General features: G+C 71.1%; 29 protein-coding genes and 1 tRNA gene. 14 read left to right on the top strand and 16 right to left on the bottom strand.

What is annotated here, in order from left to right; all coding sequences use genetic code 11:
• The first annotated feature begins 182 nt into the window (after nt 1–182).
• A complete protein-coding gene (locus ACLBWP_RS03100; RefSeq protein WP_447654001.1) occupies nt 183–647 on the top strand; it encodes a hypothetical protein in 465 nt (154 codons plus the stop codon).
• A gap of 17 nt (nt 648–664) precedes the next feature.
• On the top strand, nt 665–1,135 hold the full coding sequence (locus ACLBWP_RS03095) for a COG4315 family predicted lipoprotein (RefSeq protein ID WP_447654000.1): 471 nt from the start codon (nt 665–667) through the stop codon (nt 1,133–1,135).
• A 115-nt stretch (nt 1,136–1,250) separates the two neighbouring features.
• On the opposite strand, the gene ACLBWP_RS03090 is transcribed toward ACLBWP_RS03095, so the two are convergent.
• Nucleotides 1,251–1,409, bottom strand: a complete 159-nt coding sequence (locus ACLBWP_RS03090) for a hypothetical protein (protein WP_447653999.1) — start codon at nt 1,407–1,409, stop codon at nt 1,251–1,253.
• Between the two features lie 820 nt (nt 1,410–2,229).
• Between ACLBWP_RS03090 and ACLBWP_RS03085 the strand changes: the two genes are divergently transcribed.
• On the top strand, nt 2,230–2,532 hold the full coding sequence (locus tag ACLBWP_RS03085; RefSeq protein ID WP_447653998.1) for a hypothetical protein: 303 nt from the start codon (nt 2,230–2,232) through the stop codon (nt 2,530–2,532).
• A gap of 20 nt (nt 2,533–2,552) precedes the next feature.
• Here ACLBWP_RS03085 and ACLBWP_RS03080 read toward each other — a convergent pair whose 3' ends face one another.
• The 3 genes from ACLBWP_RS03080 to ACLBWP_RS03070 form a co-directional block, all read right to left on the bottom strand.
• Nucleotides 2,553–2,939 (bottom strand): hypothetical protein, encoded by a 387-nt coding sequence (locus ACLBWP_RS03080; RefSeq protein ID WP_447653997.1) that lies wholly within the window; start codon nt 2,937–2,939, stop codon nt 2,553–2,555.
• Between the two features lie 74 nt (nt 2,940–3,013).
• Complete coding sequence (locus ACLBWP_RS03075; RefSeq protein WP_447653996.1) at nt 3,014–3,880, bottom strand: DUF2303 family protein; 867 nt, start codon at nt 3,878–3,880, stop codon at nt 3,014–3,016.
• A 2-nt stretch (nt 3,881–3,882) separates the two neighbouring features.
• Nucleotides 3,883–4,026, bottom strand: coding sequence for a hypothetical protein (locus ACLBWP_RS03070; RefSeq protein ID WP_447653995.1), 144 nt, complete (start codon nt 4,024–4,026; stop codon nt 3,883–3,885).
• A gap of 142 nt (nt 4,027–4,168) precedes the next feature.
• Here ACLBWP_RS03070 and ACLBWP_RS03065 point away from each other — a divergent pair, with 142 nt between their 5' ends.
• Both ACLBWP_RS03065 and ACLBWP_RS03060 read left to right on the top strand, forming a co-directional pair.
• Nucleotides 4,169–4,789: a DinB family protein gene (locus ACLBWP_RS03065; protein WP_447653993.1), complete on the top strand. Its 621-nt coding sequence runs from the start codon at nt 4,169–4,171 to the stop codon at nt 4,787–4,789.
• Nucleotides 4,790–4,975: 186 nt separating this feature from the next.
• Nucleotides 4,976–6,118, top strand: a complete 1,143-nt coding sequence (locus tag ACLBWP_RS03060; RefSeq protein WP_447653992.1) for an SGNH/GDSL hydrolase family protein — start codon at nt 4,976–4,978, stop codon at nt 6,116–6,118.
• A gap of 57 nt (nt 6,119–6,175) precedes the next feature.
• Here the strand turns inward: ACLBWP_RS03060 and ACLBWP_RS03055 are convergent, their stop codons facing one another.
• Nucleotides 6,176–6,622, bottom strand: a complete 447-nt coding sequence (locus tag ACLBWP_RS03055) for a MarR family winged helix-turn-helix transcriptional regulator (RefSeq protein WP_447653991.1) — start codon at nt 6,620–6,622, stop codon at nt 6,176–6,178.
• A 123-nt stretch (nt 6,623–6,745) separates the two neighbouring features.
• On the opposite strand from ACLBWP_RS03055, the gene ACLBWP_RS03050 reads away from it, so the two are divergent.
• Complete coding sequence (locus tag ACLBWP_RS03050) at nt 6,746–7,621, top strand: cyclase family protein (protein WP_447653990.1); 876 nt, start codon at nt 6,746–6,748, stop codon at nt 7,619–7,621.
• A gap of 109 nt (nt 7,622–7,730) precedes the next feature.
• Nucleotides 7,731–8,246, top strand: a complete 516-nt coding sequence (locus ACLBWP_RS03045) for a hypothetical protein (protein ID WP_447653989.1) — start codon at nt 7,731–7,733, stop codon at nt 8,244–8,246.
• Nucleotides 8,247–8,346: 100 nt separating this feature from the next.
• Here ACLBWP_RS03045 and ACLBWP_RS03040 read toward each other — a convergent pair whose 3' ends face one another.
• Nucleotides 8,347–9,210 (bottom strand): bacteriorhodopsin-like, encoded by an 864-nt coding sequence (locus ACLBWP_RS03040; protein ID WP_447653988.1) that lies wholly within the window; start codon nt 9,208–9,210, stop codon nt 8,347–8,349.
• 154 nt (nt 9,211–9,364) lie between these two features.
• Between ACLBWP_RS03040 and ACLBWP_RS03035 the strand changes: the two genes are divergently transcribed.
• From ACLBWP_RS03035 to car, 3 genes are all read left to right on the top strand, one after another.
• Nucleotides 9,365–9,841 (top strand): MarR family winged helix-turn-helix transcriptional regulator, encoded by a 477-nt coding sequence (locus ACLBWP_RS03035; protein WP_447653987.1) that lies wholly within the window; start codon nt 9,365–9,367, stop codon nt 9,839–9,841.
• Nucleotides 9,842–9,960: 119 nt separating this feature from the next.
• Nucleotides 9,961–10,620 carry a 4'-phosphopantetheinyl transferase family protein gene (locus ACLBWP_RS03030; RefSeq protein WP_447653986.1) on the top strand — a complete coding sequence of 220 codons (660 nt, stop codon included), beginning with the start codon at nt 9,961–9,963 and terminating at the stop codon, nt 10,618–10,620.
• A 74-nt stretch (nt 10,621–10,694) separates the two neighbouring features.
• Entirely contained in the window at nt 10,695–14,096 is a 3,402-nt protein-coding gene (car, locus tag ACLBWP_RS03025; protein ID WP_447653985.1) for a carboxylic acid reductase, read from the top strand.
• Nucleotides 14,097–14,192: 96 nt separating this feature from the next.
• Here car and ACLBWP_RS03020 read toward each other — a convergent pair whose 3' ends face one another.
• The gene (locus tag ACLBWP_RS03020) at nt 14,193–14,828 is read right to left on the bottom strand and encodes a flavin reductase family protein (RefSeq protein WP_447653984.1); all 636 of its coding nucleotides are present in this window, start codon (nt 14,826–14,828) and stop codon (nt 14,193–14,195) included.
• 702 nt (nt 14,829–15,530) lie between these two features.
• Nucleotides 15,531–16,514, bottom strand: a complete 984-nt coding sequence (locus ACLBWP_RS03015; RefSeq protein ID WP_447653983.1) for an aldo/keto reductase — start codon at nt 16,512–16,514, stop codon at nt 15,531–15,533.
• Nucleotides 16,515–16,603: 89 nt separating this feature from the next.
• Between ACLBWP_RS03015 and ACLBWP_RS03010 the strand changes: the two genes are divergently transcribed.
• The gene (locus ACLBWP_RS03010) at nt 16,604–17,011 is read left to right on the top strand and encodes a MerR family transcriptional regulator (protein WP_447653982.1); all 408 of its coding nucleotides are present in this window, start codon (nt 16,604–16,606) and stop codon (nt 17,009–17,011) included.
• 4 nt (nt 17,012–17,015) lie between these two features.
• Here ACLBWP_RS03010 and ACLBWP_RS03005 read toward each other — a convergent pair whose 3' ends face one another.
• A complete protein-coding gene (locus tag ACLBWP_RS03005; protein WP_447653981.1) occupies nt 17,016–17,273 on the bottom strand; it encodes a hypothetical protein in 258 nt (85 codons plus the stop codon).
• A 172-nt stretch (nt 17,274–17,445) separates the two neighbouring features.
• Nucleotides 17,446–17,988: a nucleotidyltransferase domain-containing protein gene (locus ACLBWP_RS03000; RefSeq protein WP_447653980.1), complete on the bottom strand. Its 543-nt coding sequence runs from the start codon at nt 17,986–17,988 to the stop codon at nt 17,446–17,448.
• A 143-nt stretch (nt 17,989–18,131) separates the two neighbouring features.
• On the opposite strand from ACLBWP_RS03000, the gene ACLBWP_RS02995 reads away from it, so the two are divergent.
• Nucleotides 18,132–18,314, top strand: coding sequence for a hypothetical protein (locus ACLBWP_RS02995; protein WP_447653979.1), 183 nt, complete (start codon nt 18,132–18,134; stop codon nt 18,312–18,314).
• Nucleotides 18,315–18,609: 295 nt separating this feature from the next.
• Here ACLBWP_RS02995 and ACLBWP_RS02990 read toward each other — a convergent pair whose 3' ends face one another.
• Nucleotides 18,610–19,329 (bottom strand): VIT1/CCC1 transporter family protein, encoded by a 720-nt coding sequence (locus ACLBWP_RS02990; protein ID WP_447653978.1) that lies wholly within the window; start codon nt 19,327–19,329, stop codon nt 18,610–18,612.
• Between the two features lie 109 nt (nt 19,330–19,438).
• On the opposite strand from ACLBWP_RS02990, the gene ACLBWP_RS02985 reads away from it, so the two are divergent.
• Together ACLBWP_RS02985 and ACLBWP_RS02980 are read left to right on the top strand one after the other, a co-directional pair.
• Nucleotides 19,439–19,951, top strand: coding sequence for a hypothetical protein (locus ACLBWP_RS02985; protein WP_447653977.1), 513 nt, complete (start codon nt 19,439–19,441; stop codon nt 19,949–19,951).
• A gap of 153 nt (nt 19,952–20,104) precedes the next feature.
• Nucleotides 20,105–20,177 (top strand) — tRNA-Val (locus tag ACLBWP_RS02980).
• A 34-nt stretch (nt 20,178–20,211) separates the two neighbouring features.
• Here ACLBWP_RS02980 and ACLBWP_RS02975 read toward each other — a convergent pair.
• Genes ACLBWP_RS02975 through ACLBWP_RS02955 form a run of 5 tightly spaced genes read right to left on the bottom strand, consistent with a single transcriptional unit; the run spans nt 20,212 to nt 26,710 of the window.
• Nucleotides 20,212–21,771 carry a PucR family transcriptional regulator gene (locus tag ACLBWP_RS02975; RefSeq protein WP_447653976.1) on the bottom strand — a complete coding sequence of 520 codons (1,560 nt, stop codon included), beginning with the start codon at nt 21,769–21,771 and terminating at the stop codon, nt 20,212–20,214.
• A complete protein-coding gene (locus ACLBWP_RS02970; RefSeq protein WP_447653975.1) occupies nt 21,768–22,871 on the bottom strand; it encodes a DUF917 domain-containing protein in 1,104 nt (367 codons plus the stop codon). Before ACLBWP_RS02970 ends, ACLBWP_RS02975 begins: the two co-directional genes overlap by 4 nt.
• A gap of 31 nt (nt 22,872–22,902) precedes the next feature.
• Complete coding sequence (locus tag ACLBWP_RS02965; RefSeq protein WP_447653974.1) at nt 22,903–24,018, bottom strand: DUF917 domain-containing protein; 1,116 nt, start codon at nt 24,016–24,018, stop codon at nt 22,903–22,905.
• Nucleotides 24,015–25,157 carry a DUF917 domain-containing protein gene (locus ACLBWP_RS02960; RefSeq protein ID WP_447653973.1) on the bottom strand — a complete coding sequence of 381 codons (1,143 nt, stop codon included), beginning with the start codon at nt 25,155–25,157 and terminating at the stop codon, nt 24,015–24,017. Before ACLBWP_RS02960 ends, ACLBWP_RS02965 begins: the two co-directional genes overlap by 4 nt.
• Nucleotides 25,154–26,710 carry a hydantoinase/oxoprolinase N-terminal domain-containing protein gene (locus ACLBWP_RS02955; RefSeq protein WP_447653972.1) on the bottom strand — a complete coding sequence of 519 codons (1,557 nt, stop codon included), beginning with the start codon at nt 26,708–26,710 and terminating at the stop codon, nt 25,154–25,156. The genes ACLBWP_RS02960 and ACLBWP_RS02955 overlap by 4 nt, the downstream gene beginning before the upstream one ends.
• Nucleotides 26,711–26,867 lie beyond the last annotated feature (157 nt).

Below are 26,867 nucleotides of genomic sequence, written 5' to 3'. Positions count from 1 at the left end.
CCCCGGGAGGACTGGAGGCGCGGTGCCGGCTGGCACCGCGCCTCCAGTCCGTCATGGGGCTGAGACATGGCACAGCTTGGTGGTTTCGCTAGACGATCGTCTGGGCTGCGACCTACGGTGCTTCCGACGGATCTCCACAGGTGATCGGCCCCCCGGCCGTCACGCACGAACGAAGGACCTCCATGCGCACCCTCACCAGCACCACGTTGTCGGCCTGTGCCGTCGGCGTCGCCCTCGTCGTCGGTTCCGCCGTGCCCGCCCACGCGTCGACTCCGACACCGCACACGGTCACACGCGCGTCCTCCGTGACCGCCACGGCGTCGACCGCGCCGGAGTTCACCGTCAGGACCTACGGCGGGACCGACAAGGGATCGTTCGCCGGACTGCGGTTCGCCGGCACCGCGAAGCCCGGCGCGCTCGTGATCGTCTACTACGACGCTCCGGGACGCGCACACGGCCCGCTCACGCTGCACATCGCGCAGGTGCGGGACGGTGACCCGGACGTCAGCGCGCACGGGAACTTCTCCTTCACCGCCGACTTCCCCGACCTGCCCCGCGGGACGACGACCCTGCGGTGGCACGCGCGCCTGGTGGATCCCGACACGCTCTCGGTGATCGCCCGCATCAACGGCGAGCGTGCCCTGTGACCGCGACCACGAGGTCGATGACGGCCGGAGTGCTGCTGTTCGTCGGTCTCGGTGTGACCGGGTGCGCGACGCAGCAGGCGACGCCGTCCCCGTCGCCCGCTCCGACCGGAGCGGCCGCCAAGTCCGCTGCCACCCCGAAGGTCGACGTCACGACCGGATCGACCTCGCTCGGCACGGTCGTCGTCGACGGCGCGGGCATGACGGCGTACTACTTCGACGCCGACACTAAGGGGTCCGGCACGAGCGCCTGCACGGACGCCTGCGCCACCGCGTGGCCGGCGATCGAGTCGTCGTCCAGCACGCCGAGCGTGTCGGGTGTCACCGGCACGGTCGGCACGATCACCGGCGTGGACGGCAAGCCCCAGGTCACGATCGACGGTCGCCCGATCTACACCTTCGTGGGTGACCACCGGCCCGGCGACGTGACCGGTCAGGGCGACAAGGGCGTCTGGTACGTGGTCGACCCCGACGGGTCCGAGCACAAGTGACGTGACGGACGGGAGGCGCGGTGTCAGCTGGAACCGCGCCTCCTGTCCGGTGCTCTGGCGGCGTCAAGAGCGGTCCGCAGCGCGCGGCCGTGTCAGTGCCCCCGTCAGTGCCCGGTCAGAACGGCAGGAACATCCCGGCCGTCGAACCGCCGGCACCGCCCGGGACGACCGGGACGAGGTGCGTGCTCTCGATCACCCAGCCGTCGCGGATGCTGGCACTCGCGGTGTGGGATCCCGTTTCCGTTTCGCGGAGCTTCTGGAGCTGTCGTGCCACGTGACCATGCACCTCGTCGAGCGTGACCGCTCTGGATGCGACTCCGGTCGGTGGTGGGTCGTCGACGACCCTGCCGTGGAGGCCTCGGAGCGCCGTTCGGGGCTCGGAGCGCCCGATGAGGACCCAGGCGCCTCGTGGGGGGCCTGGATCCGGTGCGGTGCTCACACCAGCATCCTCGCGCCCCGGGGTCCTCGCCGCCACCCGGGATGGCATCCGACGGATCCCCCACGAGTGCGACCGGCGTGGGGTCTCCGAACCTGGTGGTGCTCTCATTGCGCTGCAAGACGGGCCGTCCGTACCGTGTCCCGAGCGCGCAGACACCGCTGGCACAGCTCGCTGTCCCGCTCTGTCGCGATCCCGTAGGCGCGAGCCTCTTCCGCAGCCGATGGCTTCGCGATCTTTGGGATAATCACGGTGTTCCCGTTGAGCGAGATACGCTTCGGCAGTGATCGATATCTTGCTTGCAGCGGGCAAACCGGCAACCCCCCGATATGTACGCCTGGTGGCGTGATATTGGACTTCCTGCTCTCGTTGGTGTTGGCTCCGTTGCAGTTGCAGTAGCGGCCGTGATCGTCGCCTTCCGTTCCAATCGATTCGCAGAGGCAGCATCCCGAGCTGCAATTCGGTCCAATGCCATCGCGAAACCGTTGCGGATGCAGATGCGGCTCGTGTTGCCTCCGAGCGGGACCTCCGTGAGGTGGAGGATCGTCGCACGTTCGCCCTGGCGGTCCGCGAGTTCATCGAGGCTGCTTGGCACACCGACCCGGGGTGCCCCGTCTCCATCGGTCGCGGTCCAGCAGACATCGCGCGCAGCCGAATGGTGGCCGAGCTCATCAGTCGTATCGATCCGAACGATGCGAACAAGGCGGCGCTCGTCGTTCAAGATGTCCAGGCAGCGATGAATGTAGATGAGGACGAGCTGCCGCGAACCCGCGAAGCGCTGCTCTCGCAGGGCGCTACGCACGCATTCTCGCTTATAGCCGGATGGGTGCGTGTTGGTTCCGCATACGAAGATCTTCGGGGGCCGCTGATCAAGCGACTCAACGAGGCAGAGTCGGAGCTGACTGCTCTCATAGGTCGACTGCGCGAACACGAGCGAGGCGGGCACCTCAACGACAGTTAGTCGGCGCCGTGCCGTCGCGTTCATGCTGTGCCGTCCAGGAGAAGCACGAGGTCGGCGAGCGTCATCGTCACGAACTGTTCGCCCGGGTCGCCGACGCCGCAACGCTTATGGACGACGAGACCGATCCGGGCGTTGTCGTTGCCGCGCTCGCGCTCGGCCTCGGCGAGCCAGGACCCCAGGCTCATCGACTGGTGGTTCTTACACTCGAGGACAACGCGCTCACCGCGAGGGGTGCGGACGCCTCCGATGTCGCCGCGGTCGTCGCGGCCGTTCTTCGGACGGGTGTCGATGCGGTCGTCGAGCTCGTCGCGGAGGTAATTCGCGACGCTGCGCTCGAACATCTGCCCGGCCTTCCGAGCGCTGCTGTTCGAGCGGCGGGGCCGCGACGTGGGAGTCTGGGGTTCCATGCTGGTGTCTCTCGCAAGGGGATCGAGTGTGGGTGGGGCGGTGGCCGTTGCAGTCGGCCACCGCCCCGGCTGAGTTACGGGCGGCCCGAGAAGATTGGGACGCTCGCGGGGATGCCGTCGTGCACCTGGGTCGACTCGCCGTCCTTCGTGACGGTCTTCCCGTCGCGGATCTCGGTGACGATGTCGGCGAACGCGGCGTCGAGGATCTCCTGCGGGCGCTGCAGCACGATGCCGAGACCGAGCTGCGACCCACGGAGCCGGTAGCGGAACCGCGCGACGACGAGGTAGACCGGGCCGCCGATGTACGGGCGGAGGAGCAGCTCGAGCTCCGTCGGGATCTCGATGTGGCCCTTCTGCCCGGCCCGCGCGGTGACGGTCTCCTTGTAGTTGAGGCGCACCTGCCCGGAGTCGAGCCGCTCGTCGCCCTCGAAGTCGACGGACGTCTTCGCCTGGAACGACTGCGCCAGCTCGATGAGGACCGCGGTGTCCGGCGTGCGGACGTCGAGGGCCTGCTGCTCGATGAACTCGGCGAAGTCGGTCTGCTCGAGGAGCTTCCCGTCGGCCTTGCTCCATGCCTCCCAGGACTTCGTGTGCCGCAGCTCGAGGCGGGCGGTGTGCTTCTGCCACCCGCCCTGGCCGGCGTCTTGCGAGTCGAGCACGGCGACGACGGCCGACGAGGGGGTGTCGGCGTAGACCTCGGAGTGCCCGTCGATGGCGTGCTTCGTGACGTACCGGACGAACGACTCAGCATCGCCGACGGTGCGAGCCGCCGCGATGTGACGAGGGCTGTCAGCCCAGGGGTCGCTGTCGACGATCCGGGAGGAGCCATCAGAGCCCGGCAGGGCGAGCACTTCGCCGACGTCGACAGCATGCGGCTCGGCGGCCTGGCGGGCGAGGTCAGCGACGACGGCCGCTTCGGGGGTGTCGGTGTAGTCAGTCATGCTCAGTCGAGCTCCTTGATCTCCCCGGTGGCGGGGTCGTGGGCGGGTGCGTTGCGGATGTCGTCGTCGTCGAACAAGGGCATCGACGACGGGTCACGACGGGACAGGGTGTGGTCGCAGTCGGCGGTCCACACACTGATGCACACGGGTCCGGGCCCAGCACGCTGGCCAGGCGGACCTGGACGCCGATACCCAGGCGCTGCACGGGACAGATCGGGAATGGTGCGGGATCCGGAGTCGGTTCCGATTCCGGTTCCGCGGAGCTCGATGCTGAGCTACCGTCATGCCGTGACGAACAGCCGCCTGCAACCACTCCTCGAGCAGTACGACCTCGCGGTCCAGCGGCTGCTCGAGCGGCTCACCGGCCCGACCGTGGACTCCGGGGACGGCGACGCGGTCGAGGTGCCACCACTGACGGACGCGGAGCACCTCTGGGAACCGGTGGACGGGTGCTGGTCCGTCCGGAGCCGAGCCGACGGTCCGGGTCGCGGGGCGCTGAAGCTGTTGGGCGCAGGGGCGTGGGGCAGGGACGCGGCACCGAAGGCGCCGTCCCCGCCACCCATCACGACCATCGCCTGGCGTCTCGACCACCTGTCCGAGACCCTGCTGGGCCGTGCTGACCACCTCGGCGGCAGCCGGAGCTTCGCCCGCGCCGAGTACGAGTCTCGGGCCGACGCGGTCGGTGCCGTCGAGCAGTTCCGCCAGGCCGCTGCTGCGTGGCGGCTGGCGATGCTCGGCGTCGACGAGTCCGACTACGACCGGACGGGCCTGAGCAGCTACCCCTACGGCAGTGATGCCGACGAACTGTTCCTCGGCAACGTCTGGTGGCAGAACCAGGAGGTGCTGCACCACGGTGCCGAGATCGCGCTGCTGCGCGATCTGTACGCGCACCGCGCGTCGCTCACCTGAGCCTGGCCGCCGGCGTTCCACCCCATGACGGACGGGAGGCCCGGTGCCAGCTGGCACCGGGCCTCCCGTCCGTCATGGGGCTACCGAAGCTTGTGGGGCTCTCATTGCGCTGGGAGACACGCCGTCCGTACCGTGACCACGTCAGACGATCGTCTGGCGGAAGTGGAACTCGGAAGGATACTCCTCATGCGCCACGCTCCTCGTCTGCATCCGACCAGGGTGTTGTTGGTCACCGGCTGGATCCTCACGGCTGCGTCGCTCGCCCTCGGGGTGACCGGGCCGGTTGCCGCGGCTGTTGCCGACTCCGCTGGCAACGGCCCGTCGGTGGCATCTGCGCCGTCGTCCCGTGGCCTGCACTACGTGGCGCTCGGGGACTCGTACGCGGGCGGCTTCGGTGTCGCGCCGTACACCGCGGGCCCGGCGGTCGGCTGCTACCAGTCCACGACTGACTACCCGCACCAGGTGGCGGCATCGCTGGGGCTCGAACTCGACGACCGAGCCTGCGCCGGCGCCACGACGGACAACGTCACGCACGTGCCGCAGCCGACCGGTGCCGGGATCGCGCCCGCGCAGGTCGACGCGCTGTCGGCCAGCACCGACGTCGTCACGATCTCGATCGGTGGGAACGACCTCGGGTTCACCGACGTGATCACGAAGTGTCTCGCGTTGGGCGCGGACGGCCCGCTGCTGTCGGACATCGACGGCGTCAGCTACGACCACTGCAAGGACCACTACGCGCCGGTGGTCGACGGCGTCGAGCGGGACGGTCTCGCCGCGCGCATCCACGACACGGTCGCGCCTCGGCTCGCGCAGACGTTCCGGCTGATCGCCCAGCGTGCGCCGCGAGCGAAGGTGTTCGTGGTCGGGTACCCGATGATCGCGCCGAGCTCGGCGCAGTCGCCGAAGGGGTGTTTCTCGAGCATCATCGGTGACTCCGGGCTCGAGCCGCCCTTCCCACAGAATGCCTTCCCGTTCACGGCCGTCGACACCGCCTACTTCAACACGACCCAGGTCGAGCTCGACACAGCGATCCAGGCAGCCGCACGGGCCCGGGGGTTCACGTACGTCCCGACGCTTGCGGGCTCGGCGGCGCACACGGCCTGCGCTCCGGGTGGATCGGCCTGGATCGCCGGGCTGACCCTGACGGATCACGTGACGCCGGGGAGTAGCACGCCGGTCACCGGGACGACGTACGGGCTGAGGTTCGGGGCGCTGCACCCGAACGCTGCTGGTGTGGCGTACCTGCGCGACCAGACCGTCCAGGCGATCGTCCGGGCGCACTGCCACACGTGGCCGATCGGCGGAGTGAGGTCGGTGCCTCCGTCGTGACACACAACCGCTAACGGGCAACACCGGGGAACCGTCCCCGCCCGTTGGTGGCGTGGGCTACCGGGACGTGTCCCCGTCGATGACGGACGTGAGCAGCGCGTTGAGCCTCCGGCTGTCGTCGGGAGTCAGGCCGAACCCGCTGAGGTCGTTGGTGCGCAGGGCGATCGCGTACGCCTGGTCGAAGGCGGATCGCCCCGTGTCGGTGATGACGACGGGGTTCCGCCGACCGCGCGCGCGGGTGCCGAGCCGGCTGATCAGTGCGCGGCGCTCCATGCCGTCCAACACCTCGGCCATCGTCTGCGGCCGGACGAACACCGCCCGGGCGATCTCCGCGGTCGTGAGCGGTTCGTCGCCGCTGGCCAGCGTCGACAGGACACCGAACTGCACGAGCGACAGGTCCTGCTCGGCCAAGGACGACGTGATCTGTGCGCCGATGAGCCGTGCGACCTTGACGGCGTTCCACCCCAGGATCGCGTCCAGACCGTGCTGGTGACCGTCACTCATGCTGCGCCTCCCGTTCGTCACAAACAGGTTCCTGTTACTTGGAGTAGGTTGCAGGTTCCTGTTACTTCATCGTACCCGGAGCGCTCGCGCTCGCGGGCCGGAACCGAGACGACGGACCACCTCATGACCCACACCGACCTCCCCGACAACCGTGGACGGTGGGGTGCCGACGACGAACTCGGCACGCTCAACCTGATCGACGACGCATCACGCGCACGCGCAGCCGCCGCAGTGCACACCGGCGAGTGGGTGTCGCTCGCGCTCGCCACCGAACCCGCGTCGATGCTCGGCGGGCCGTTCGCCGCACCCGCACCCCCGTCGCCCCCGGTGCAGCAGGCCCTGCTCCACACGGGCACACCGCCGATGGGGATGTCGGAGGTGCTCGTCGTGACGCCCCACCACCCCGGGCTGACGCACCTGGACGCGGTGGCGCACATGCCGGTGGACGGGCACGTGTACCCGAACCGACCGATCGGCGATGCCGTGACGGCGGGCGGGGTCCAGCACGGATCCACGTCGGCGTTCGCGGAGGGGATCGTCACCCGCGGGGTGTTCCTCGACCTGGCGCCGGAGGGCACGCTGCCGTCCTCGCACCCGATCACCGGTGCCGACCTCGACGCGGCAGCCGCACGGCAAGGCGTCACCGTCGAACCCGGGGACGCCCTCGTGGTCCGGAGCGGCTGGACGTTCTCGTGGGGCCACGGCGAGCCCGGCCCCGGGATGACCGTCGACGCGGTCACCTGGATGCACGACCACGGCGTCGCGCTCTACGCCGGTGACGTCAGCGACAGCTTCCCCCCGGTGGACCCGACCGTCCCGATGCCACTGCACATGGTGGGACTGGCGCGGCTGGGGATGCCCCTGGTCGACAGCGCCGCCGTCGACGGCCTCGCCGCGACGTGCGACCGGCTGCAGCGGTTCCACTTCCTGCTGAGCGTCGCGCCACCTCGCCTGCCGGGGCTGACGGGCGTCCCGGTCAACCCGATCGCGGTCTTCTAGGCGGGGTTCCTCGGGTCGGCGCGACCAGCGCCCTGGTCGACGTCCCCGCAGGCTGGACCCCGCGATGACGGGGTGGCAGGGTGCGCGCCCTGCACGGGATGATCGGCACATGCAGAACACCCGCCGTCAACTGACGACCGCCGCACTCGCCGTGGGCGCTGCACTCCTGCTCGGCGGCTGCACCGGCAGTGGCGGACACGACGACGGACTCCCGAAGGACTACGGGCACGACTGGCTCGACCAGATGTCGACACGGTTCAGTGGTGACAACGGTGGTGGCGGGGGACGCCTCGAGGTGGACGACGCGGACGCGAAGGAAGCGCGAGCAGCCATCGCGCTGCAGGACGAGCTCGCCGGCCCGTACGACGTGCTCGTCGTGTGCCGGTCCACGACGACCGTGCACGTCACGATCCGCGACTTCACCGCGAAGCACAGCGGGCACGGTGACTCCCTCGACCCCCGCTCGGAGATCGGTGCAGCCGACGTGCGCTGCGGCACCACCGTGCGCATCCCGATCGACGTTCCTGCTGGTCGCGACGGGATCATGCTCGACGCGAGCACCCGGGACACCTCCGGCCGGGCGTTGTTCGACACGTTCGTCGTGACGCGGGGATCCGAGCACTGACGCTGCTCGCGACCACCGCCGGACGGGAGGCCCGGTGGCAGCTGGCACCGGGCCTCCCGTCCGTCACGGTGGTGCGGACAGATCGTCAGTCGCGTGCGCGTCAGGCGTCCACCGGGTGGTCGTGCTGCACGTCCGCATCGTGTCGCGCTGATCTCCCCGCGACGGCGTCGGCCTTCGATCCCTCGACCGCTCGGAAGTCTGGCTCGTCGTCGTAGGACTTGAGCTTGGCGACGTGGAAGATGATGAGCGCGTAGACGGCCTTCGCGACGATGTCGGCGATGGAGTACCCCGCCTGCTTCGCGACCCAGGCGTCGGCCCCGGAGATGTTGAGCAGGGGCAGGAGGTAGGCGATCGGGTACACGCCCCAACTCAGCAGCAGCAGGAACCGCAGACGGCTGAGTGTGCCGCGCACCGCCACGGGCTGGGTCGCGAGCGACTTGCTGAGCTGCGAGAACAGGATGAACAGGATGTAGGCGAACGGGATCGTCGACAGGGCGCCGAACAGTCCGCGCAGCCCGTTGTCGCCGCTGATCTCGCCGGGGTACCCCAGCAGGATCATCAGTGCCGAGGCGGGGACGAGCCGCAGGAGCAGCCCGGCTTCGACCTTGCGGGCGAGGGCAAGGATGGCCACCAGCTCGACCAGCAGCAGCGGGACGGTCAGCAGCCAGTCGACGTACCGGTAGCCCTCGTTGAAGCCGGCACCGACGGCCTGCGTGTACGTGCCGGTGCCGCCGACGGACTTGGTGACGAACGCCTCCTTGAACGAGTCGAAGATGCGGAAGTAGTGGTAGGCGGCGATGCCGCAGACGACGATCGCCACCGTGATCGCCTGCCGGTAGCGGGGGAGTATCCGCGGAAGGGAGACCAGCAGGAACACGGCCGTGAACAGCTGCGCGGCGATGACCAGCGACAGGAAGTTGTAGACGGTGTCGAACTGGCCTTGGGTGAGTGCGTCGGGGATCACGATGTCCTCCTGATCCGGGCGGTCGGGGAGGGGTACCCCGGCTTCGACCCGTTTGGTACAGATGCTAAACTGTCAAGCTCGTGTACGAAAGGGTTTCCCGCGATCTTCCTCCCGGTATCGTCGGTGCATCACCGAAGTAGATGACGGAACGACCATGAACGACCGCAACGACGTCGAACGACACGTCCTCGACGGCTTCCCCGACAGCGCGCTGCGCTTCTTCCGGGCGCTCGAGGCCGAACGCGCTCGCGTGGCCGCGCGGCACGGCCTGTCCGAGTTCGATCTCCGTGCCCTCTTCCGCATCTCGGCAGTCGGTTCGATGACCCCGAAGCAGCTCGCCGTCGAGCTCGCGGTCACCAAGGCGGCCATCACCGGTCTCTCGACCAGGCTCGTCGACGCCGGGTTCGTCCGCCGGGCCGAACACCCCGCCGACCGCCGCAGCCTGCACCTCGAGCTGACGCGCGCGGGCCACGAGGCGATGCGCGTGGCGCACGACGACTTCCGCGTGATGCTGTCAGCCGCGGGCACCGCCATCGACGATGACGAGCTCGAGACCGCGCGCCGGGTCCTCGACGCCCTCGAACGACGCCTGGCCGAGCGCGCTCGTGCAGGTGGTGCGCCCGCGCACTGAGCCCAGGTCTGCCCGAGTCGGGCCTCCCGCTGCGTTCACCGCATGGCCGACGGGGCCACCGTGACTGCTCCACGCCGGGGACCCGGGGAACGTCGAGGTGACGGGAATCTAATTGCATCATGCAACTAGTTGCGCGGTCTCCCTGGAGGACCGTCCTCCCGGCCTCGGTAGTCGTCACGACTGCCGACGACGATCTGGACGGGCCCCTCGCCGTCGACGAGCGTGACGCGGTCGCGACCGCGCTGCCCGAGCGGCGCGCGGAGTTCGTGACGGGACGGGTGCTCGGACGTCAGGCCCTGGCGGTCATGGGCTTCCGACGGGCTTCGATCCCGGTCGCACGGAGCGGAGCGCCGGTCTGGCCGGCTGGAGTCGTCGGCAGCATCACGCACTGCGCCGGACTCCGCGCGTGTGCGGTGGGACGACGTGCGGACCATGCCGGGATCGGCATCGATGCAACTCCTGCCCGGCCCCTGCCGGACGGGGTGCTCGCGCGTGTGGCGGACCTGGGGAACGCGCCCGTCGTCGCAGGCCTCGGAGCGCTCTGGCGTTCCGGGGTTGAGAGTCCGGACAGCGTGCTGTTCGCCGCCGCCGAAGCCGTCGCGAAGGCACGGACGTCGGCGCACGGCGGGTGGTACGGCATCGACGGCGCGGACGTCGCGCTTCGGCCAGACGGTTCGTTCACCGCCCGTGCGCGCCGCGGGCCGCAGTTCACGGGGACCGGCAGGTGGGTGCTGGATCGGGGGAAGGCCCTGGCGGGCATCGTGCTCGCCGAGCGCTGACGCCGGTGCGCTGAAGCCGGTGCGCAGGAGTCGGTGTGCAAGAGCGCGCCGACAGGAACGAGGAGAGGACGACCATGGTGGGTCAGCAGCAGCAACAGGACACGTCGATCGAGACGGTGTTCGTACAGCACGCGAACCACACGGCGCTGCGGGAGCGGTCCGGAGCGACCGTCACGGACACGAGCTTCCGCGAGCTGTGGGACCGGGCCGCCGCGCTCGCAGCGGCGCTGGGGGGAACCGTGTCGGCGGGGGACCGGATCGCGGTGCTCGGTGCGGCGACGGCCGAGGTCATCACACTCGACCTGGCGTCGTGGATCCTCGGTGCGGTGAGCGTTCCGCTGCAGGCGAGCGCACCCGTCGGGGCACTGCAGTCGATCGTCGACGAGACGGCGCCGGTCTGGATCGCCGCGACCGCGGAACTGTCTGCGACGGCGCAGGCGGTCGCCGCGACCTCGGACGGCTCCGTGCGGACGATGCTGCTCGGCACCGGCACCGGCACCGGCACCGGCACCGGCACCGGCGCCGGCACCGGCACCGGCGACGGCTCCGGGATGGACCTGACGCTCGAGGACCTCGTCACCCAGGGTGCCGAGCTGCCGCGTCCGACGCCGTGGCACCCCGCGCGCGGTGAGGACCCCCTGGCACTCCTGCTCTACACGTCCGGCAGCACCGGCACGCCGAAGGGGGCGATGTACACGCGCTCCATGGTCGAGCGGCTGTGGCACGCGCTCCGGCCCGACCCCGCCGAGAACGGTGACACGGCCACGAACACGGCCGCGGCCGCGGACACCGTCGGCTACGCGTACCTCCCCATGAGCCACCTCACCGGCCGCGCCGCGGTGCTCGCCACCCTCGGCCGCGGTGGAACGGTCGCACTCGCGACCTCGACCGACCTGTCCACGCTCTTCGAGGACCTCCGGACCTTCTCGCCGACGGAGTTCGTCTTCGTGCCCCGCGTTGCGGAGATGGTCCGGCAGGAGGGCGACCGCGAGGAACAGCGCAGACTCGCAGCCGGCGGCACGGACACGGCGGCGATCCGGGCCGCTGTGCAGGCCGACCTGCGCGAGCGGGCGTTCGGCGGCCGGATCCGGCAGGCGATCTGCGCCAGCGCCCCGCTGACCCCGGAGCTCCGCACGTACATCGAGCAGTGCCTCGGGACCCCGCTGCACGACCTGTACGGCTCGACCGAGGCGGGCAGCATCCTGCGGGACGGAGTCGTCCAGCAGCCTCCCGTCACCGAACACAAGCTCGTCGACGTCCCCGAGCTCGGGTACCACGTCACCGACCGCCCGCACCCGCGCGGTGAACTGCTCGTGAAGAGCACCGCCGTGATCGCGGGGTACTTCCAGCGGCCCGACGTCACCGCCACGGTCTTCGACCAGGACGGCTTCTACCGGACCGGCGACATCATGGCGCAGACCGGACCCGACACGTACGAGTACCTGGACCGCCGGAACAACGTCATCAAGCTCTCCCAAGGGGAGTTCGTCGCCGTGGCCGCACTCGAGGCGACGTACGGCGGGACTCCCGAGGTGCACCAGATCGCACTGCACGGCGACAGCCGACACGCGTTCCTGGTCGCGGTCGTGGTGCCGTCGGTCGCCGGGTCGTCGGAGCGCGAGGTCCTCGCGGCCCTGCAGCGCACCGCCCGCGAGCACGGTCTCGCCCCCTACGAGGTGCCCCGCGGCGTGATCGTCGAACCAGAGCCCTTCACCATCGAGAACGGGCTGCACTCCGACGCCCGGAAGCTCCTGCGCCCGCGCATCACCGAGCGGTACGGCGAGCGCGTCACCGCCCTGTACGACGCCATCGACGCGCAGCAGAGCGGCACACTCGTCGCCGCCCTGCGCGAACGCGCCGACGACGAGCCGACGGTCGACACCGTGGTCCGAGCGGCCCGCGAGTTCCTCGGCGCAGAAGTGCCGCCGGCGACCGCCGCCGCTGCCCGCTTCTCGGACCTCGGCGGGGACTCGCTCTCGGCGCTGACCTTCTCCGGGATCCTCGAGGACGTGTTCGACACCGACGTCCCCGTCGGCGTGATCACCGACCCGACGAACGACCTGGCCGCCGTCGCCGCGTTCGTCGAGCGCTCCGCCTCCGACGACCGGCCGACCGTGACCCGCGTGCACGGTGCCAGCCCGTCGACGCTCCACGCCAGCGACCTGCGGCTCGAGCGGATGCTCGGCGGCGCACCGACACCGGTCGCCCGCGCCACGGCAGCGCCGTCGCGACTCCGCACCGTCCTGCTCACCGGAGCCAACGGCTACCTCGGCCGGTTCATGGCCATCGACTGGCTCGAACGACTCGCCCCGGTCGGGGGAACGCTGGTGTGCATCGTGCGTGGCGCGGACGATGCCGACGCCCGGCGCCGCCTGTCGGCCGCGTTCGCTGCCGATCCGGCGTTCGCCGCGCGCTTCGCCGACCTGTCGGGGTCGCTCGAGGTGCTGGCCGGCGACGTCAGCGAACACCACCTCGGCCTCGACGACCAGCGGTGGCTCGACCTGGCCGCCCGCGTGGACCTGGTCGCACACGCCGCCGCCCTGGTGAACCACGTCCTGCCGTACCCGGCCCTGTTCGGCCCGAACGTCGTCGGCACCGCCGAGGTCATCCGTCTGGCGGTCGCAGCCGGCAGCGTGCCGGTCACCTTCGTCTCGAGCGTCGCCGTCGCGGGCGGTGCACGAGGCACCGCTTCCGCCGACGCCGACCCGTCCGCACCCGGCGCACTCGACGAGGACGCCGACATCCGCACGACCATCCCCGAGTGGACCGTCGCCGACGAGTACGCCAACGGGTACGGCGCCAGCAAGTGGGCGAGCGAGGTGCTGCTGCACGACGCCCACGAGCAGTACGGCGTCCCCGTGGCCGTGTTCCGCTCGGACATGGTGCTGGCGCACCCGCGCTGGCGCGGCCAGGTGAACCTGCCCGACGTCTTCACCCGACTGATCTGGAGCGTGCTGAGCACCGGGCTGGCACCGGGGTCGTTCGTCCGGCTGGGCGCCGACGGTGAGCGGCTGCCGTCCCACTACGACGGGCTGCCCGCCGACTTCACGGCCGCGGCGATCAACGAGATCGGCGCGTCCGTCGCCCAGGGGCACCACACGTTCAACGTCGTGAACCCGCACGACGACGGTGTCTCGCTCGACACCTTCGTCGACTGGCTCATCGACGACGGCCACGACATCGAGCGCATCCCCGATCACGGGCAGTGGCTGGACCGGTTCCGCCAGGCACTGGACGCGCTGCCCGACGACGACCGGGCGCGTTCGGTCCTGCCGCTCCTGCACGCCTTCGCCGCGCCCGAGGAACCGCACGCCGGGTCGTCCGTGCCCGCCCACGCGTTCTCGGAGGCCGTCCGGTCGGTCCGCCCGCTGGGTGCGCCGGACATCCCGTCCCTCGACCGCGCACTCATCACGAAGGTCGCGGACGACCTCGCGTTCCTGGGGCTCCTCCGGCCGACAGGGGTGGAGGCTCACTGAGCCCCGCCGGCGAGCGCGCTGCGGTGGTCCGGACCACCGCCGGACGGGAGGCGCGGTGCCAGCTGGCACCGCGCCTCCCGTCCAGCGTGCAAGGCCTCACCGATACCAACCCTCGTCGATCGTGGCGAGTCTCGACGGTCGCAGTTCTCCGGACAGGCCGTAGAAGCGCTGGAACGACATGATGAGCGGGCGCCATCGGTCCGGGTCGATGCGATTCGTCGTCCCCGCTGCCCGGATGTCCTCGTGCACGTGGACGCGGGAGACCTCGGCTTCGAACAGGAACGTCGCGTCGTCACCCGGGTCCTGACCCCCGAGCGTGCGCGCGCTGGCGACGACTGCCTCGAGGTTCACGGGGCACTCCTCGATCCGCTCAGCGCGGACGGTGTCCCCAAGTTGCCCGTGCAGGCCGCTTGCCGCGAGCTTGTCCGCCACGTGGCGGTAGCCGACCCCTTCCTTTCCGGCAGGGACTGGATCGCGTCCGGTGGTGAGTGCGAGGGCGTCCACGGCGGAGACGAGCGGGGCAGAGGGCAGGTTGATGACGCACTCTCCGGTGGCCAGCAGGTTCTTGGCGGTCTGGGACCGGCCGCCCATCCCGAGTACGGCGGTGTGTCCGAGCCAGAACACCGACGACATCGGGGCTGTGTTCGTCACGCCGTCCTCGTCGATGGTGCTCAGGAGCACGACCGGCGTGCCGAAGTAGAGGATCGCGGGGTCGATTCGGGTGTGGTGCACGGGCTGCTCTCTGTCGGGGCCGCGTGGTTCGCGTGCCCGCCGAGTCTCGCGGTGCATGGACACAGCGGCTGGCGGATTCCGGACGTCGTAGCGGTCGCCCCGCTCCGAGCGGAGGGCCCGAGCTGTCGGCGGTTCGCAGACCCGGTCCGACCCCGCACCGTCGATCCGACCTCGTGATCGGAGCTGTCCGCTCAGTTGTCCGGCCGAAGGTGGACTCCCGCCCGAATGAGCGAACGCGCTGCTTCAGCAGCTCCCTGTTCGGACGCTGGACGCTTTCCCGGTCAGTACCTGCCTCGGCGTTGGACGACGTACAGCAGCGCCAGCATGCCGACGCCCAGGACGAGAAGCGCCACTCCCACTCCAGCCGCAGACGGGTCCGACACAAGGACCACGATGCCGCCGATGGCAGCGGCAGCCGCGATGGCCGTTCGGGACCAGATGAGGAACGACCACCCGGGGTCACCGCGCTGCGTCAAAACCGGGACGTTACGCGCCCCAGGGGTGTCGACGGCGAAGTCGACCACGTGGACGTGGACGTGGACGTGGACATGGACGTGGCTGGTCCGGAATCGGAGTCGTCGTCGCCGGAGTCCTTCTCGTGCTGTGGCCTCACGCGTCGGACCGCACACTGTCGTTCTGCCGAAAGAGCCATCAGTCGAGGCTCGGGCGTCCCCGAGGGCAATCCCGACCGTTCGGTCTGGCTCAGCCGCGGTCGCGTGCCATCCCTGCTTCGGTGTTGCGGGTACCGACGGCCACGCCGTGCGGGGAGACCGCCGCGATGCGCTCGAGATCGCCAGGGTTGAGGGCGATGTCGGCAGCGGCGATGTTCTCCTCGACCCGAGAGACCTTCGTGGTCCCGGGGATCGGGACGGTGCCGGCCTGCATCAGCCATGCGATTGCGAGCTGCGCGGTCGTGACGCCCTGCTCGTCAGCGATGACCTTCAGTGCCTCGACGACGCGCAAGTTCGCGTTGATGGCCTCGTCGGAGAAGCGGGGGAGGTTCCGCCGTGCGTCGTCCTCGGGGAGGTCGTCCTTGCGGGTGAGGGTGCCGGAGAGGAACCCGCGGCCGAGCGGCGAGAAGGGCACGAACCCGATGCCGAGCTCCGAGGCGGTGTCGAGGACGCCGTTGTGTTCGGCGTCGCGCTCGAAGAGGCTGTACTCGGACTGGATCGCCGTGATCGGGAACGTCGCGTGCGCACGGCGCAGGGTCTCGGCCGAGGTCTCGGAGACCCCGATGTAGCGGGCTTTTCCGGCGGTCACGGCTTCGCCCATCGCGCCGACGGTGTCCTCGATCGGGACGTTCGGGTCTGCCCGGTGCAGGTACCAGAGGTCGACGTGGTCGGCACCGAGGTGGCTGAGAGACCGGTCGATCGCGCGGCGTGCGTGCTCCGGGGACCCGTCGAGGCCGATCGGTGTGCCGTCGTCGGTGAAGTCGGTGGCGAACTTCGACGCGATGACGGCGCGTTCCCGGTCGGCACCGAGGACACGGCCGAGCAGCCTCTCGTTCTCGAACGGTCCGTACGCTTCTGCGGTGTCGAACAGGGTGATCCCGAGGTCGAGGGCTCGGCGGATGGTCTCGGCGGAGCCGGTTTCGGTGGCGCCGCCGTAGAAGGCGCTCATCCCCATGCATCCCAGCCCGAGGGCGGACGTGACGAGGCCCTGAGAGCCGAGAGGGATCTGCTGCATGCGTGTTCTCCGTTCGTCGCCGGGATCACCCGGACGGAGACGACCCTCCATCCTGGTGTGCACACCATGTCAAGTGAGAGACTCCATCCATGCTGCTTCCCGAGGTCCACGTCGATGCGCCGGTCACGATCAGCGCCGCGGCGGAGTTGCTCGGCATCACCGTCGACACGATCCGCTACTACGAGAAGGAAGGCATCGCGCCGGCTCCTGATCGTGGGCAGGAGGGGTGGCGACGATACGACACGAGAGCGCTGAGCTGGCTCGCTGGCACGGTGATGCTCCGCGGGACCGGAATGAGCGTGCAGGAGATGCGCGAGTACGCGGCCGCGTACCGAGCTGGTGCGGATGACGCCGCACGGCTTGCGCTTCTCGAGCAGCATCGTGCGAGCGTCCTCGCTCGGCAGGCGGAGGTGCAGCGGCACCTGGCGGCACTGGAGCGGAAGATCGAGGCGTACCGCGAGGCCATCGCTGTGACTGGCGCCAGATCGGCGGCATGACCTCTCAGGTCAGGTGGTAGAGCGCCACGTTCTTGCGTCCTGCTGCGGCGTGCCGCTCGAAGACCGGGAGCGCACCGTTGGCGTTCAACGCCGTCACCGGTGTGGAGTGGAGCCGTCCGTTGCCGTCGTGCCACTTGATGAACGGCCACGGCGTGATCGTCGTGATGGTCGAACGTCGGACAGTGCGCGTCCAGAATAGTCCCAGCACCCTCGCCGCGTCGGATGTCAGCTCCACTCGGACGCCCGGGGCACGGAATCCCATGCGGGAACTCGTCCTCCGCCCGGATCCTGCTGAGACCTTCGGGAGGAAGGATGCTGTCGCAGGCCACGAGCGTTTGTTCCGGACCACCTCGGTGAGACGCGCCGGACCCAGACAGCGCCTGGCTCCCACATCGCGTGCTCGGCGTCTCGATGACCGATCGTCTGTCGAGACCTCAGTCGAACTCGTCGCTCCACGGCGATCCGGGGTGGGCTCGACGGATCGAGTCGCGGAGCCACCGACGCGCTTCGTCGTCGAGCAACGGCGTGACTGCAGACTTGTCCGCCTCGTCCTTCAACACTGGGTCAGCGGCTTTCCAGAGCAGTTGGACCTCGGGGCCGACCACTCGCATCCCTCCGACTTCGCGGACGGCCAGGGGCCAGGCGCGCCGTATCGACGGCACCCGACGGTAGCGCCATCCGTCGCTGTCGCCAGCCTCTCGATTGATCTGCAAGCACCAGGACCCCGACCGTGTGTCGAGACACCAGACGTTGTCCAGGGGCTCCGTCTCGTCAGCGTCGTCGATCGGCGCAAGCTGTCCGGACTGCGCGGCATGGAGCTGCATCCAACTGGGGAGCGTCGCGACGAAGCCGGGGAAGTCGTCTTCAGTGATGCTGACGTCGATGTCGCCATGGTCGCGGGATGGGTACCCGAGCAGCGTGTCGAGTCCGAACCCGCCGGAGAGCCAGGCGGGGCTGCCGTCGATGAGGTCGCGCACGTGCGCGACGGTGAGCGGGGCCCATCGGTCGACGGACGGGTCGTGGCGTCGGCGCATGCGGCCACGATACGTGCCGCCCAGCGATCGGCTCTCGCGACGGGACCGGGTGACCTCCGAACCGACTTCGTGGCTACCCTCGGCCCATGACCCGCATGCAGCTACGACTCGGTTTCGGCGTGGCAGGGGCTCTGCTGATCGTCGCTGGGATCGTGGTGGCTGTCGTGTCGGACGTGGGCGGCACGTGGTTCAGCGGCCCGCTGATCGGCGTGGGAGCGGTCGCTGTCGTCGTGGCGCTGTTTCCCCGACTGTTCAGGGGAAACCGCTGAGCGATCGGCTGCTCAGACGCTCCTCCCGACCCTGTCTCGTTGCAGCAACCGCTGTCGACACGGTGTCGGACACCGCGTCCGCTGGCATCCGAGCGTCGGGGGCTCGTAGGCTTCGGGCATGGGGATGAACAAGCAGCAGCGGCTTGCCGCCGTCATCGGGGGCATGGTTGCCGTCACTGCCGCCGGTGGTGTGGTCATCGCCTGGGCGACAGGGTTCATCAGCTCGTAGACGACCGGAGTCGATGAGCACTCGTCGGGTGACCGGGCGGGCAGACCAGGTGATGCCGCTCGTGCCTCAGACGACGCCGCTGGTGCCGAGCAGGGACCCGATGGCGAAGGTCGCGGCCAGGGCGAGCGCACCGCCGATGACGACGCGGACGGTGGCACGGCGGATCGAACCGCCGCCGGTCCTGGCCCCGGTCGCGCCGGTGAGCGCGAGCGCGATGAGCACGACGACGAAGGTCACGGGGACGCGGATCGACTCGGGCGGCAGCAGGATCGCGAGCAGCGGCAGGACGGCGCCGATGGAGAACGCCGCGGCCGAGGCGAACGCGGCGTGCCAGGGGCTGACCACCTGGTCTTCGTCGATGCCGAGTTCGGTGCTCAGGTGCGCAGCGAGCGCGTCGTGCTGCGTCAGCTCGCCAGCGACGGCCTCTGCAGTCGCACGCTGCAGCCCGCGGGCCTGCCAGAGCTGGGTGAGCTCCTCGAGTTCCGCGTCCGGGTCGTCGGCGAGCTCGCGGCGTTCCTTGTCGATGAGCGACTGCTGGCTGTCCTTCTGGCTGCTCACCGACACGTACTCGCCGAGTGCCATCGAGATCGCTCCGCCGACCAACGCCGCGATGCCCGCCGTCGCGATCGCGGGGACCGAGGTGGACGCTCCGGCGACACCGACGACGATCGACGCGGTCGACACGATGCCGTCGTTCGCGCCGAGGACACCGGCTCGGAGCCAGTTCAGCCGCGACGCCAGGTCTCCGGTGTGGGCTTCGCCGGGGTGGGGTTCCGTGGTGGTCATCACGCCAGCGAACCAGGTCCGGTGCCACTGGTTCGTGTGGGAGTTCGAGTGATCGGGAAGTGCGGCACGCGGACGACGGCAGCGACGCGGGCGGTTGGGGCCTGTTGTGTTGACGAACAGCGGCGGCAGCGGTCGGCGCGTGATGTGGAAGGTCGACATGGACTGGCAGTTCGGCGGGATCCCGCTCCACCCCCTCTTCGTCCACCTGACCTCGGTCGCGGTCCCGGTGGCGGCCCTCGCCGCGATCGCGGTCGCGGTGTGGCCCGCAGCCCGGCGGTGGCTCTCCGTCGGTGCGCCGATCATCGGGCTGGTCGCGCTGGTGTCCGTGCCGCTGGCGACGTCGTCGGGGGAGTGGCTGGAGCACCGCGAGAAGGAGACGGCGCTGCTCGAGCGACACACCGAGCTCGCTGACGGGATGCTCCCGTGGTCGGTCGCCGTGTTCGTGCTCCTGGTGCTGTGGTGGGGATGGCACCGGTTCGGGGTCTCCCGCGTGACGAACGGTGGAGCCGTCCGCGCTGTCGGGATCATCGGCCCGGTGCTGCTGATCGTCGTCGCGGTCGTCTCGCTCATCGAGGTCGTCATCATCGGCCACGCCGGCGCTGCGTCGGTCTGGAAGGGCTAGCCGCAACGAGGGACGGCGCCGGGTCGGCGGTGTGGTCCGGACCACCGCCGGACGGGAGGTGCGGTGCCGGCTGGCACCGCGCCTCCCGTCCGCCACGGTGTGACGTGATGTCCCGGCGCGGCACGCCATCGGCACCCGTAGGATGACGGGGAAGGGCCTTTAGCTCAGCTGGTAGAGCGCCACGTTTACACCGTGGATGTCGTCGGTTCGATCCCGGCAGGGCCCACCGAGAACAGGGCCCACCACAAGCAGGCGGTGCGTCAGTCCGCCGCCCCGAGCGCCCGCGTCGCCAGGTGCAGCGCGAGCCGCGTCTCCGGATCCTTCAGGTCGACCCCGATCAGCCGCTGGATCCGCGCGATCCGGTCCCACACGGTGTTGCGGTGCACGCCGAGCACTGCGGCCGTCTCGGCGACCGAGGACTCCGCGTCCAGGTACGCGGCGAGCGTCGCCCGGAGCGCACCGCCGCCGCGCTCGAGCGGGGCCAGCAACTGCTCGGCGGCCGGCAGGAACGTGTCCGTCTGCGTCCACGCGAGCAGCAGCTGCGCCAGGCCGAGGCGGTCGACGTGCACGAACCAGCCGGACTCGGGGCGGCCGGCGGCCAGTCGTGCAGCGTCGCCGGCCTCGCCCAGGGTCCGCACGAGTCCGGCGGGTCCGGCGTGCACGCTCCCGACCCCGGCGTTCGTGTCGACGGCGCTGCGGAGGGTGTTCTGCGCCGAGCGGACCGCAGCAGCGACCCCTGCGACGGTGACGCGGTCCGGCTCGTCCACCACCGAGGTCCACAGCGCCCAGCCGTCGGCTTGCTCGACGACGACGACCGGCAGGTCGTGCGCGCCGAACGCCGTCTCGACCTCGCGCCGCAGGGCGACGGCGTCGACCGGCTGTCGGGCGACCAGACGGATCCCGATGTGCCAGGCGTCGAGTTCCCACCCGGCGGCGAGGGTGCGCTGCACGAGGGGCGGAGCGGGTGTGCCGTCGGCAGCGCGCAGGTCGTCGAGCATCGCCATCCGGTAGCGGGCGTCACGCTCGTCGTCGAGCCGGGTCAGGACGAGCCGGTGTCCGACGGCCACGGCGGCGACCTGCAGTGCGGCTGCGACCGTCGCACGTTCGGCAGGCAGGGGCACGGTCAACCCGACCGCCAGCCACGCCCGGGGACCGATGCCGGTCGGGACGGGGACCGCGACCACGGTCTCGCCGTCGGCATCCGTGGCCCACACCGGGTCGCTCGTGCCCAGGGTCCGGGTGAGCAGGGCAGCGGTGTCCGGTGCGACCCCGTCCCCACGCAGCGGCCGACCGGACGCGTCGAGGAACCGCACCGGGTGTCCGAGCTCGGACGCGAGTCGTGTGAAGACCTCGTCGAGCGCGGGCCCGGCGTCGAGCCCGATCCGCGCGGCGGCCAGTGCAGCGCGGGCAGCGGGCGCGTCGCCGGAGCCGAGGAGTTCGTGCACGCGCACCGATGCCGCCCAGGGGTCGGGTGTCACGACGATGCCGACGCCCAACCGCTCGGCGAGCGCGGCGGTACCCGGCCCGACGGACGGCGCGGCCCGACCGACGCCGCCGCCGAGGCCGCCGCCGCCGAGACCGACCAGCAGCGCGGGGACCCCGGCGGCCGCAGCGCGACGCAGCAGCACGTCGAACCGTGCGTCGAAACGGTCGACCGGCGTGAGCAGGACGACGATGCCGTCTCCGGCCACGATCGCCCGACCGACCTGTTCCGGCGGACCGACGATGCCGCGCACCCGGTCGGCCGTGCCCGACGTCGGACCGGCGAGCACGACGGTGTCCGCCCCCATGAGCTTGACGAGTTCGCCGACCGGGATCACGCGGCGGCCCCGGGCAGAGGGAACGCGAGGGCCTCGGGCACCGGATCGGCGTCGATGCCGAACGCGCGCGGACCGACCCGGGCCAGCCGGCGCGGCTCGCGCCACCACCACGCGGCACCCGGCAGCACCAGGACCGCGAGCTCGTCGCCGACGCGTGCTCGATCGGTCGTGACGGGCGCGAGGGACCGGGCGTCGACCACGACGATGCAGCTCGGCGTGCTGGCGACGGGCTGACCGTCGACCAGGCAGTGCACCCACTCGCTGCCGGCCTCGACCCGGACGACCGCACCGGTGCGCTGGTCGCGCAGCGCCATCGACCCGTGCACGAACGACAGCACGTCCCCACCGCGCTGCACGTCGAGCACCCGCCCGCGAGCGACCAGCCGTCCGCCGATCGCTGCCCCGAGGTGGTCGACGTCGGTGGTCAGGGCCGCGGCACGTCCGACGTCGAGTGCGCGACTGACGCTGCCCGTGACGCACCGTTCGGCCAGCACGTCGACGTCGACGGGGCCGATCGCGAACGCCGCCCACCCGCCGCTGTGCGACACCGCCTCGCGCCACACCGTCTCCAGGTCGCGCGGGTCCGGCGCGTCCACCACGATCCGCAGACCGCTCGAGGTGACGGCGGCCGCGGTCACAGCAGCGAGCGGGTCGACGAACAGGCTCAGCTGGTCGATGCGGGGTGTGGCCCGGCCGACCAGGTCGGCGTCGACCAGGGGGAGTCCCGCCGCGTGCGCCGTGAGGGCGGCCGCCGGCGCGGTGACGCCGCCGATCTGCGCCGCGATCACGGCGTCGGCCCGCCGGCCGGTCCACCGCTCGACGGCGGCCAGCGCGTCGGGCAGCTCGCGACCGCTCGGCACCTTCTCCTCGAGCACGGTCGTCGAACCCACCAGCCCGACGGCCATCACCGACCGCACGCCGCCGTCGAGGGGGACGACGGGCACGCTGTCGGTCCCGAGTGCGATCCGGAGCGCGTGCACCATGTGGTCGACCTGACCGCCGCCACCACAGCCGAGCAGGGCCGCGCCCCGACCGAGACGCTCGGCATCGCCGGCCTGGAGGCCCGTCCCGGCTCCGTCACGCTGCTCGCCCTGGTGCACGGGACCATGCTGCCACCCCGGCACGGCCTGGTCAGGCTCCCGGCACCAGGACGTCCGCGTGCAGGTCCTCGACCGGGACGAAGGTGTCGTCGAGCCCGAAGCACGCCGGACCGAAGACGGCGAGCGCCTCGGGCGTGCGCATCAGGTCGGGCGTCGAGACCCCGATGACCCGGACCCGCTGGCCGTAGCGCAGTCGCTCGGTGGTGATCGGTTCGGCGGTCTCGGCGTCGAGCACGCAGATCAGGTCGGGGACCACGGCGACCAGGCGTCCGTCGCGCCGGGCGACCAGGTTCTCGTTCTGGAACGCGATCTCGAGCGTGGAGCCGTCGGCACCCTGCACTGCTGCCCGACCCTTGGCGAAGCCGTCGACGGTGCGGCGCTCGACGTCGACGACCTTGCCGTCGAACAGTTGGCGCAGGTGCGTGTAGATCGTCTGTCCGAACGCCTGGGCGAGCGCCTCGACGGGGTCGCGGTGCTGCTCGCGGGCGTGTCGGATCGCGCGTCCGACGGACAGGGCGAGCGACAGGGTGCGGGGGACGGCGGTCGCGCGGACCTGGCGTCCGGTCATCGCGTACTCGGCGATGTAGGCGACCCCGCCCAGGCGGATCGTGACGCCGCGGGCGAGCCACTCCATCTGCCGGTTGTCGGTGCCGGTGTCGATGACGACGCCGTGGCCGTTCTCGTCGCTGATGGCGAGCGGGGAGCCGGGCACCCCGTACACCGAGAAGGTCTCCATCTGCAGCTCGGGGAAGGCCCGGCCCATGCCGTCGGCGTCGACGACGGGCAGTCCGCCGGTGGCGCCGACGAGCAGGGGGATCATCGAGTTGATGCCGCCGCACTCGATCGGCATCGTCGCGGTCGCGGTGCGGCCGAGGTGCTGCTCGAGTCGTCGGAGCGCGCCGAGGGGTTCGGGGCCGGCGGGGATGCGTTCGAGGACGACGGTCGGTGCGCCCATCTGCGCGGTCGGGATGACCAGGGCGTCGTCGTCGACCTCGGACGGGTCGAGGATCGTGACGGGGCCGTGCTGCTGGATCGCCGCGCGGACGAGCAGCATCCCGATGGTCGGGTCGCCCCCGCCGCCGGTGCCCAGGAGTGCGGCGCCGCGGGCCAGGTCGGGCAGGTCGTCGACGTCGATCGTCCAGCTCACGGTCGTTCTCCTTCGCTGACGGTGCCGTCGTGGCGGATGGCCCGGGTGTCGTAGCCGAAGTACCGCGGGCCGGCCAGGGCCAGGCCCGCGGGCGTGTGCCAGCGCGGGTCGGCCGGTGCGGTGACGATCCGCACACGGGCACCGAACCGCAGCCCCTCGGTGGTGATCGGCTCGCCGGTCTCGGCGTCGAGCGTGATGACGAGGTCCGGGGTGGTGGTGCGGACCTGGCCGGCCACCTCGACCAGCAGGTGCTCGTTCTGGAACCGGAGCACGGCCTCCAGTCCGGTGTCCGGACCGGAACCGGCGATGCGGGCGGTCCCGCGTGCGAACCCCGTGACGGTCTTCCGCTCGACGTCGGCGACCTTGCCCTCGAACACCACGGTGCCGCCGAGGACCGCGGTGACGGCGGCGACCGGGTCCTGGTTGGCGGTGCGTGCGTCGGCGAGCGCCTCGCCGAGTCGGACGCACAGCGACAGGCTGCCGCGGACGTACGACTGCTGGACCTGTGCGCCGGTCATGGCGTAGTTCGCGGTGATCGCGGAGGAGCCCATCTCGACGGTGGCGGTCCGGGCGAGGCGTTCGGCCCACCGGTTGTCGACGGTGTCGAAGACGACCGTGTTGCCCTTCTCGTCGGCGAGTGCCATCGGGGTCGCCCGGATTCCGGACAGGGTCGGCAGGACCATCTGCACCTCGGGGAACGCCCGGCCCATGCCGTCGCCGTCGACCAGGGGCAGGCCGAGTTCGGCGGCGGCGACGATCGGGCTGGTCGAGTTGACCCCGCCGACCTCGATGCACGCGATGTGGGTGGGGGTGATGCCCAGGTGTGCGGCGAGGGAGCGGATCGCCTCGGCGAACTGTGTCGCGGACGGCAGCTTCTCGACCATGACGGTCGGTGCGCCGATCATCGCGACGTTGAGGACGACGGCGTCGGCCGGCAGGTCCTCGACCTGCACGATGCTGACCGGGCCGTGTGCGCGGACGGCGGCCTCGGCGAGCAGGCGGCCGATGTAGGGGTCGCCGCCGCCGCCGGTGCCGAGGATCGCGGCGCCGCGGGCGAGGGCGGAGCAGTCGGCGCCGATCTCGGTGATCGGGCGGACGGCCGTGTCGGTTGCGTGCGGAGCCGTGTCGGTCGCGCTCATCGGACCAGCGCTCCGAGTGCCAGGTCGCCGACGGCCTTGGCGCGGATCCGGGTCGCGTTGCCGGGCAGGTAGGGGATCGGCACCTCGTCGAAGTCGACGATCGCGACGCTCGACGGGTCCGCACCGGCAGCGACGGCGCGGTCGACCGCCTCTTGGCGTGCCTCGTCCACGACGGACGACCGCTTGCCGTCGCTGATCGCGTAGACCTTGTCGACCTCGCCGGACACCTGCGCGATGGCCGCGCCGATGGCGTTCGCGACGGAGTAGTGCTCGGGCCGGTGGACCGTCCCGAGGCCGGGGAGGGTGTCGGGCAGCAGGACGGACCCACCGCCGACCGCGACCACGGGCAGCGGGTCCGACGAGGTCCGCATGCGTTCGACGACGTCGGCGACGCGCTCGGCGATCACGGCGAGCGCGCGCTCGGCGATGTGCGCGGGGATGCCGGCGACACGGCTGGCGTCGCCGATGTCCCCGCGGCCGCCGCGCACCGCGACGTCGGTGGCGGTCAGGGTGTCGCCGCCGAAGACCATGCCCTCGTCGGTCAGCCGGTAGCCGACCGAGTCGGGGCCGACCAGGGCGCCGTCCTCGCGGATGCGGGATCCGCCGCCGATGCCGATCGACAGCACGTCCGGCATCCGGAAGTTGGTCCGCACGCCGGCGACGGCGACCTCGCCGGTGGCCTCGCGGGGGAAGCCGCCGGTCAGGACGCCGACGTCGCTCGTGGTGCCGCCGACGTCGACGACCGCGCAGGTGTCGAACCCGGACAGCACCGCGGCGCCGCGCATCGAGTTGGTGGGGCCGGACGCGAACGTGGCGACCGGGTAGCGGCGGGCGTACTCGACGTCCATCAGGGTGCCGTCGTTCTGGCTGAGGAACAGGGGTGCGTCGATGCCGCTCGAGGTGACCGAGCTGGCGAGTCCGTCGACGATGCCGTCGGCGAGTTCACGGAGTGCGGCGTTGATGATCGTGGCGTTCTCGCGCTCGAGCAGCCCGATGCGGCCGATCTCGCTCGACAGCGAGAAGGCGACGTCGGGTCCGAGCTCGGCGGCCAGGATCTCCTGCGCGCGCTGCTCGAACTCGTCGTTGATCGGCGAGAACACCGACGAGATCGCGACCGAGCGGATGCCCGCCGCCCCGATCGCCGCAGCGTGCCGCTTGAGTTCCTCCGGGTCCAGCTCGGAGATGACCCGCCCGTCGAACTCGTGTCCGCCGTGCGCCAGGAACGGACGCCCGCGCACCGCGGTGACCAGGTGGTCCGGCCAGTCCGTGAACGGCGGCAGCGACGCGGTGGCGGGCAACCCGAGCCGGACCGCTGCCGTCGGAGCCAGGCCACGTGCCTCCACCAGGGCGTTGATGAAGTGGGTCGTGCCGATCATGACGCCGTCGACGTCGGACGACGCGAACGCCCGCTGCTCGCGCAGCCCGGCCAGCGCGGCGACGATGCCGCTCGTGACGTCCTGGCTGGTGGATCGCTTGACGCCTGCGGCGACCGTGCTGCCGTCCATCAGGACGGCGTCCGTGTTCGTGCCGCCGACGTCGATGCCGATGCGCATGGGGTTCCCTTCGGGGTGGTGCTGGGTGCTGGGTGGTGGTGCCGGGTGGGCGCCGACCGTGCCGCTCGACGGATCAGGAGGCAACGGCACGGCCGGCGCGGGGGTGGCGGTCGGCGTTGGGGGAACGCCGACCGCCGGTCTGGTTCGCCGGTGTCGT

This window comes from Microbacterium sp. M1A1_1b, from assembly GCF_053345565.1.
Note: the sequence above shows the minus strand (reverse complement) of the source record. Positions and strands in the feature narration are given on the sequence as shown.

Coding starts and splice junctions, on each gene's coding strand:
- ACLBWP_RS03100 (WP_447654001.1), top strand. CDS start 183: ATGCGCACCCTCACCAGCACCACGTTGTCGGCCTGTGCCGTCGGCGTC.
- ACLBWP_RS03095 (WP_447654000.1), top strand. CDS start 665: ATGACGGCCGGAGTGCTGCTGTTCGTCGGTCTCGGTGTGACCGGGTGC.
- ACLBWP_RS03080 (WP_447653997.1), bottom strand. CDS start 2,939: ATGGAACCCCAGACTCCCACGTCGCGGCCCCGCCGCTCGAACAGCAGC.
- ACLBWP_RS03075 (WP_447653996.1), bottom strand. CDS start 3,880: ATGACTGACTACACCGACACCCCCGAAGCGGCCGTCGTCGCTGACCTC.
- ACLBWP_RS03060 (WP_447653992.1), top strand. CDS start 4,976: ATGCGCCACGCTCCTCGTCTGCATCCGACCAGGGTGTTGTTGGTCACC.
- ACLBWP_RS03055 (WP_447653991.1), bottom strand. CDS start 6,622: ATGAGTGACGGTCACCAGCACGGTCTGGACGCGATCCTGGGGTGGAAC.
- ACLBWP_RS03050 (WP_447653990.1), top strand. CDS start 6,746: ATGACCCACACCGACCTCCCCGACAACCGTGGACGGTGGGGTGCCGAC.
- ACLBWP_RS03045 (WP_447653989.1), top strand. CDS start 7,731: ATGCAGAACACCCGCCGTCAACTGACGACCGCCGCACTCGCCGTGGGC.
- ACLBWP_RS03035 (WP_447653987.1), top strand. CDS start 9,365: ATGAACGACCGCAACGACGTCGAACGACACGTCCTCGACGGCTTCCCC.
- ACLBWP_RS03030 (WP_447653986.1), top strand. CDS start 9,961: ATGCAACTAGTTGCGCGGTCTCCCTGGAGGACCGTCCTCCCGGCCTCG.
- car (WP_447653985.1), top strand. CDS start 10,695: ATGGTGGGTCAGCAGCAGCAACAGGACACGTCGATCGAGACGGTGTTC.
- ACLBWP_RS03015 (WP_447653983.1), bottom strand. CDS start 16,514: ATGCAGCAGATCCCTCTCGGCTCTCAGGGCCTCGTCACGTCCGCCCTC.
- ACLBWP_RS03010 (WP_447653982.1), top strand. CDS start 16,604: ATGCTGCTTCCCGAGGTCCACGTCGATGCGCCGGTCACGATCAGCGCC.
- ACLBWP_RS03005 (WP_447653981.1), bottom strand. CDS start 17,273: ATGGGATTCCGTGCCCCGGGCGTCCGAGTGGAGCTGACATCCGACGCG.
- ACLBWP_RS02995 (WP_447653979.1), top strand. CDS start 18,132: ATGACCCGCATGCAGCTACGACTCGGTTTCGGCGTGGCAGGGGCTCTG.
- ACLBWP_RS02990 (WP_447653978.1), bottom strand. CDS start 19,329: ATGACCACCACGGAACCCCACCCCGGCGAAGCCCACACCGGAGACCTG.
- ACLBWP_RS02960 (WP_447653973.1), bottom strand. CDS start 25,157: ATGAGCGCGACCGACACGGCTCCGCACGCAACCGACACGGCCGTCCGC.
- ACLBWP_RS02955 (WP_447653972.1), bottom strand. CDS start 26,710: ATGCGCATCGGCATCGACGTCGGCGGCACGAACACGGACGCCGTCCTG.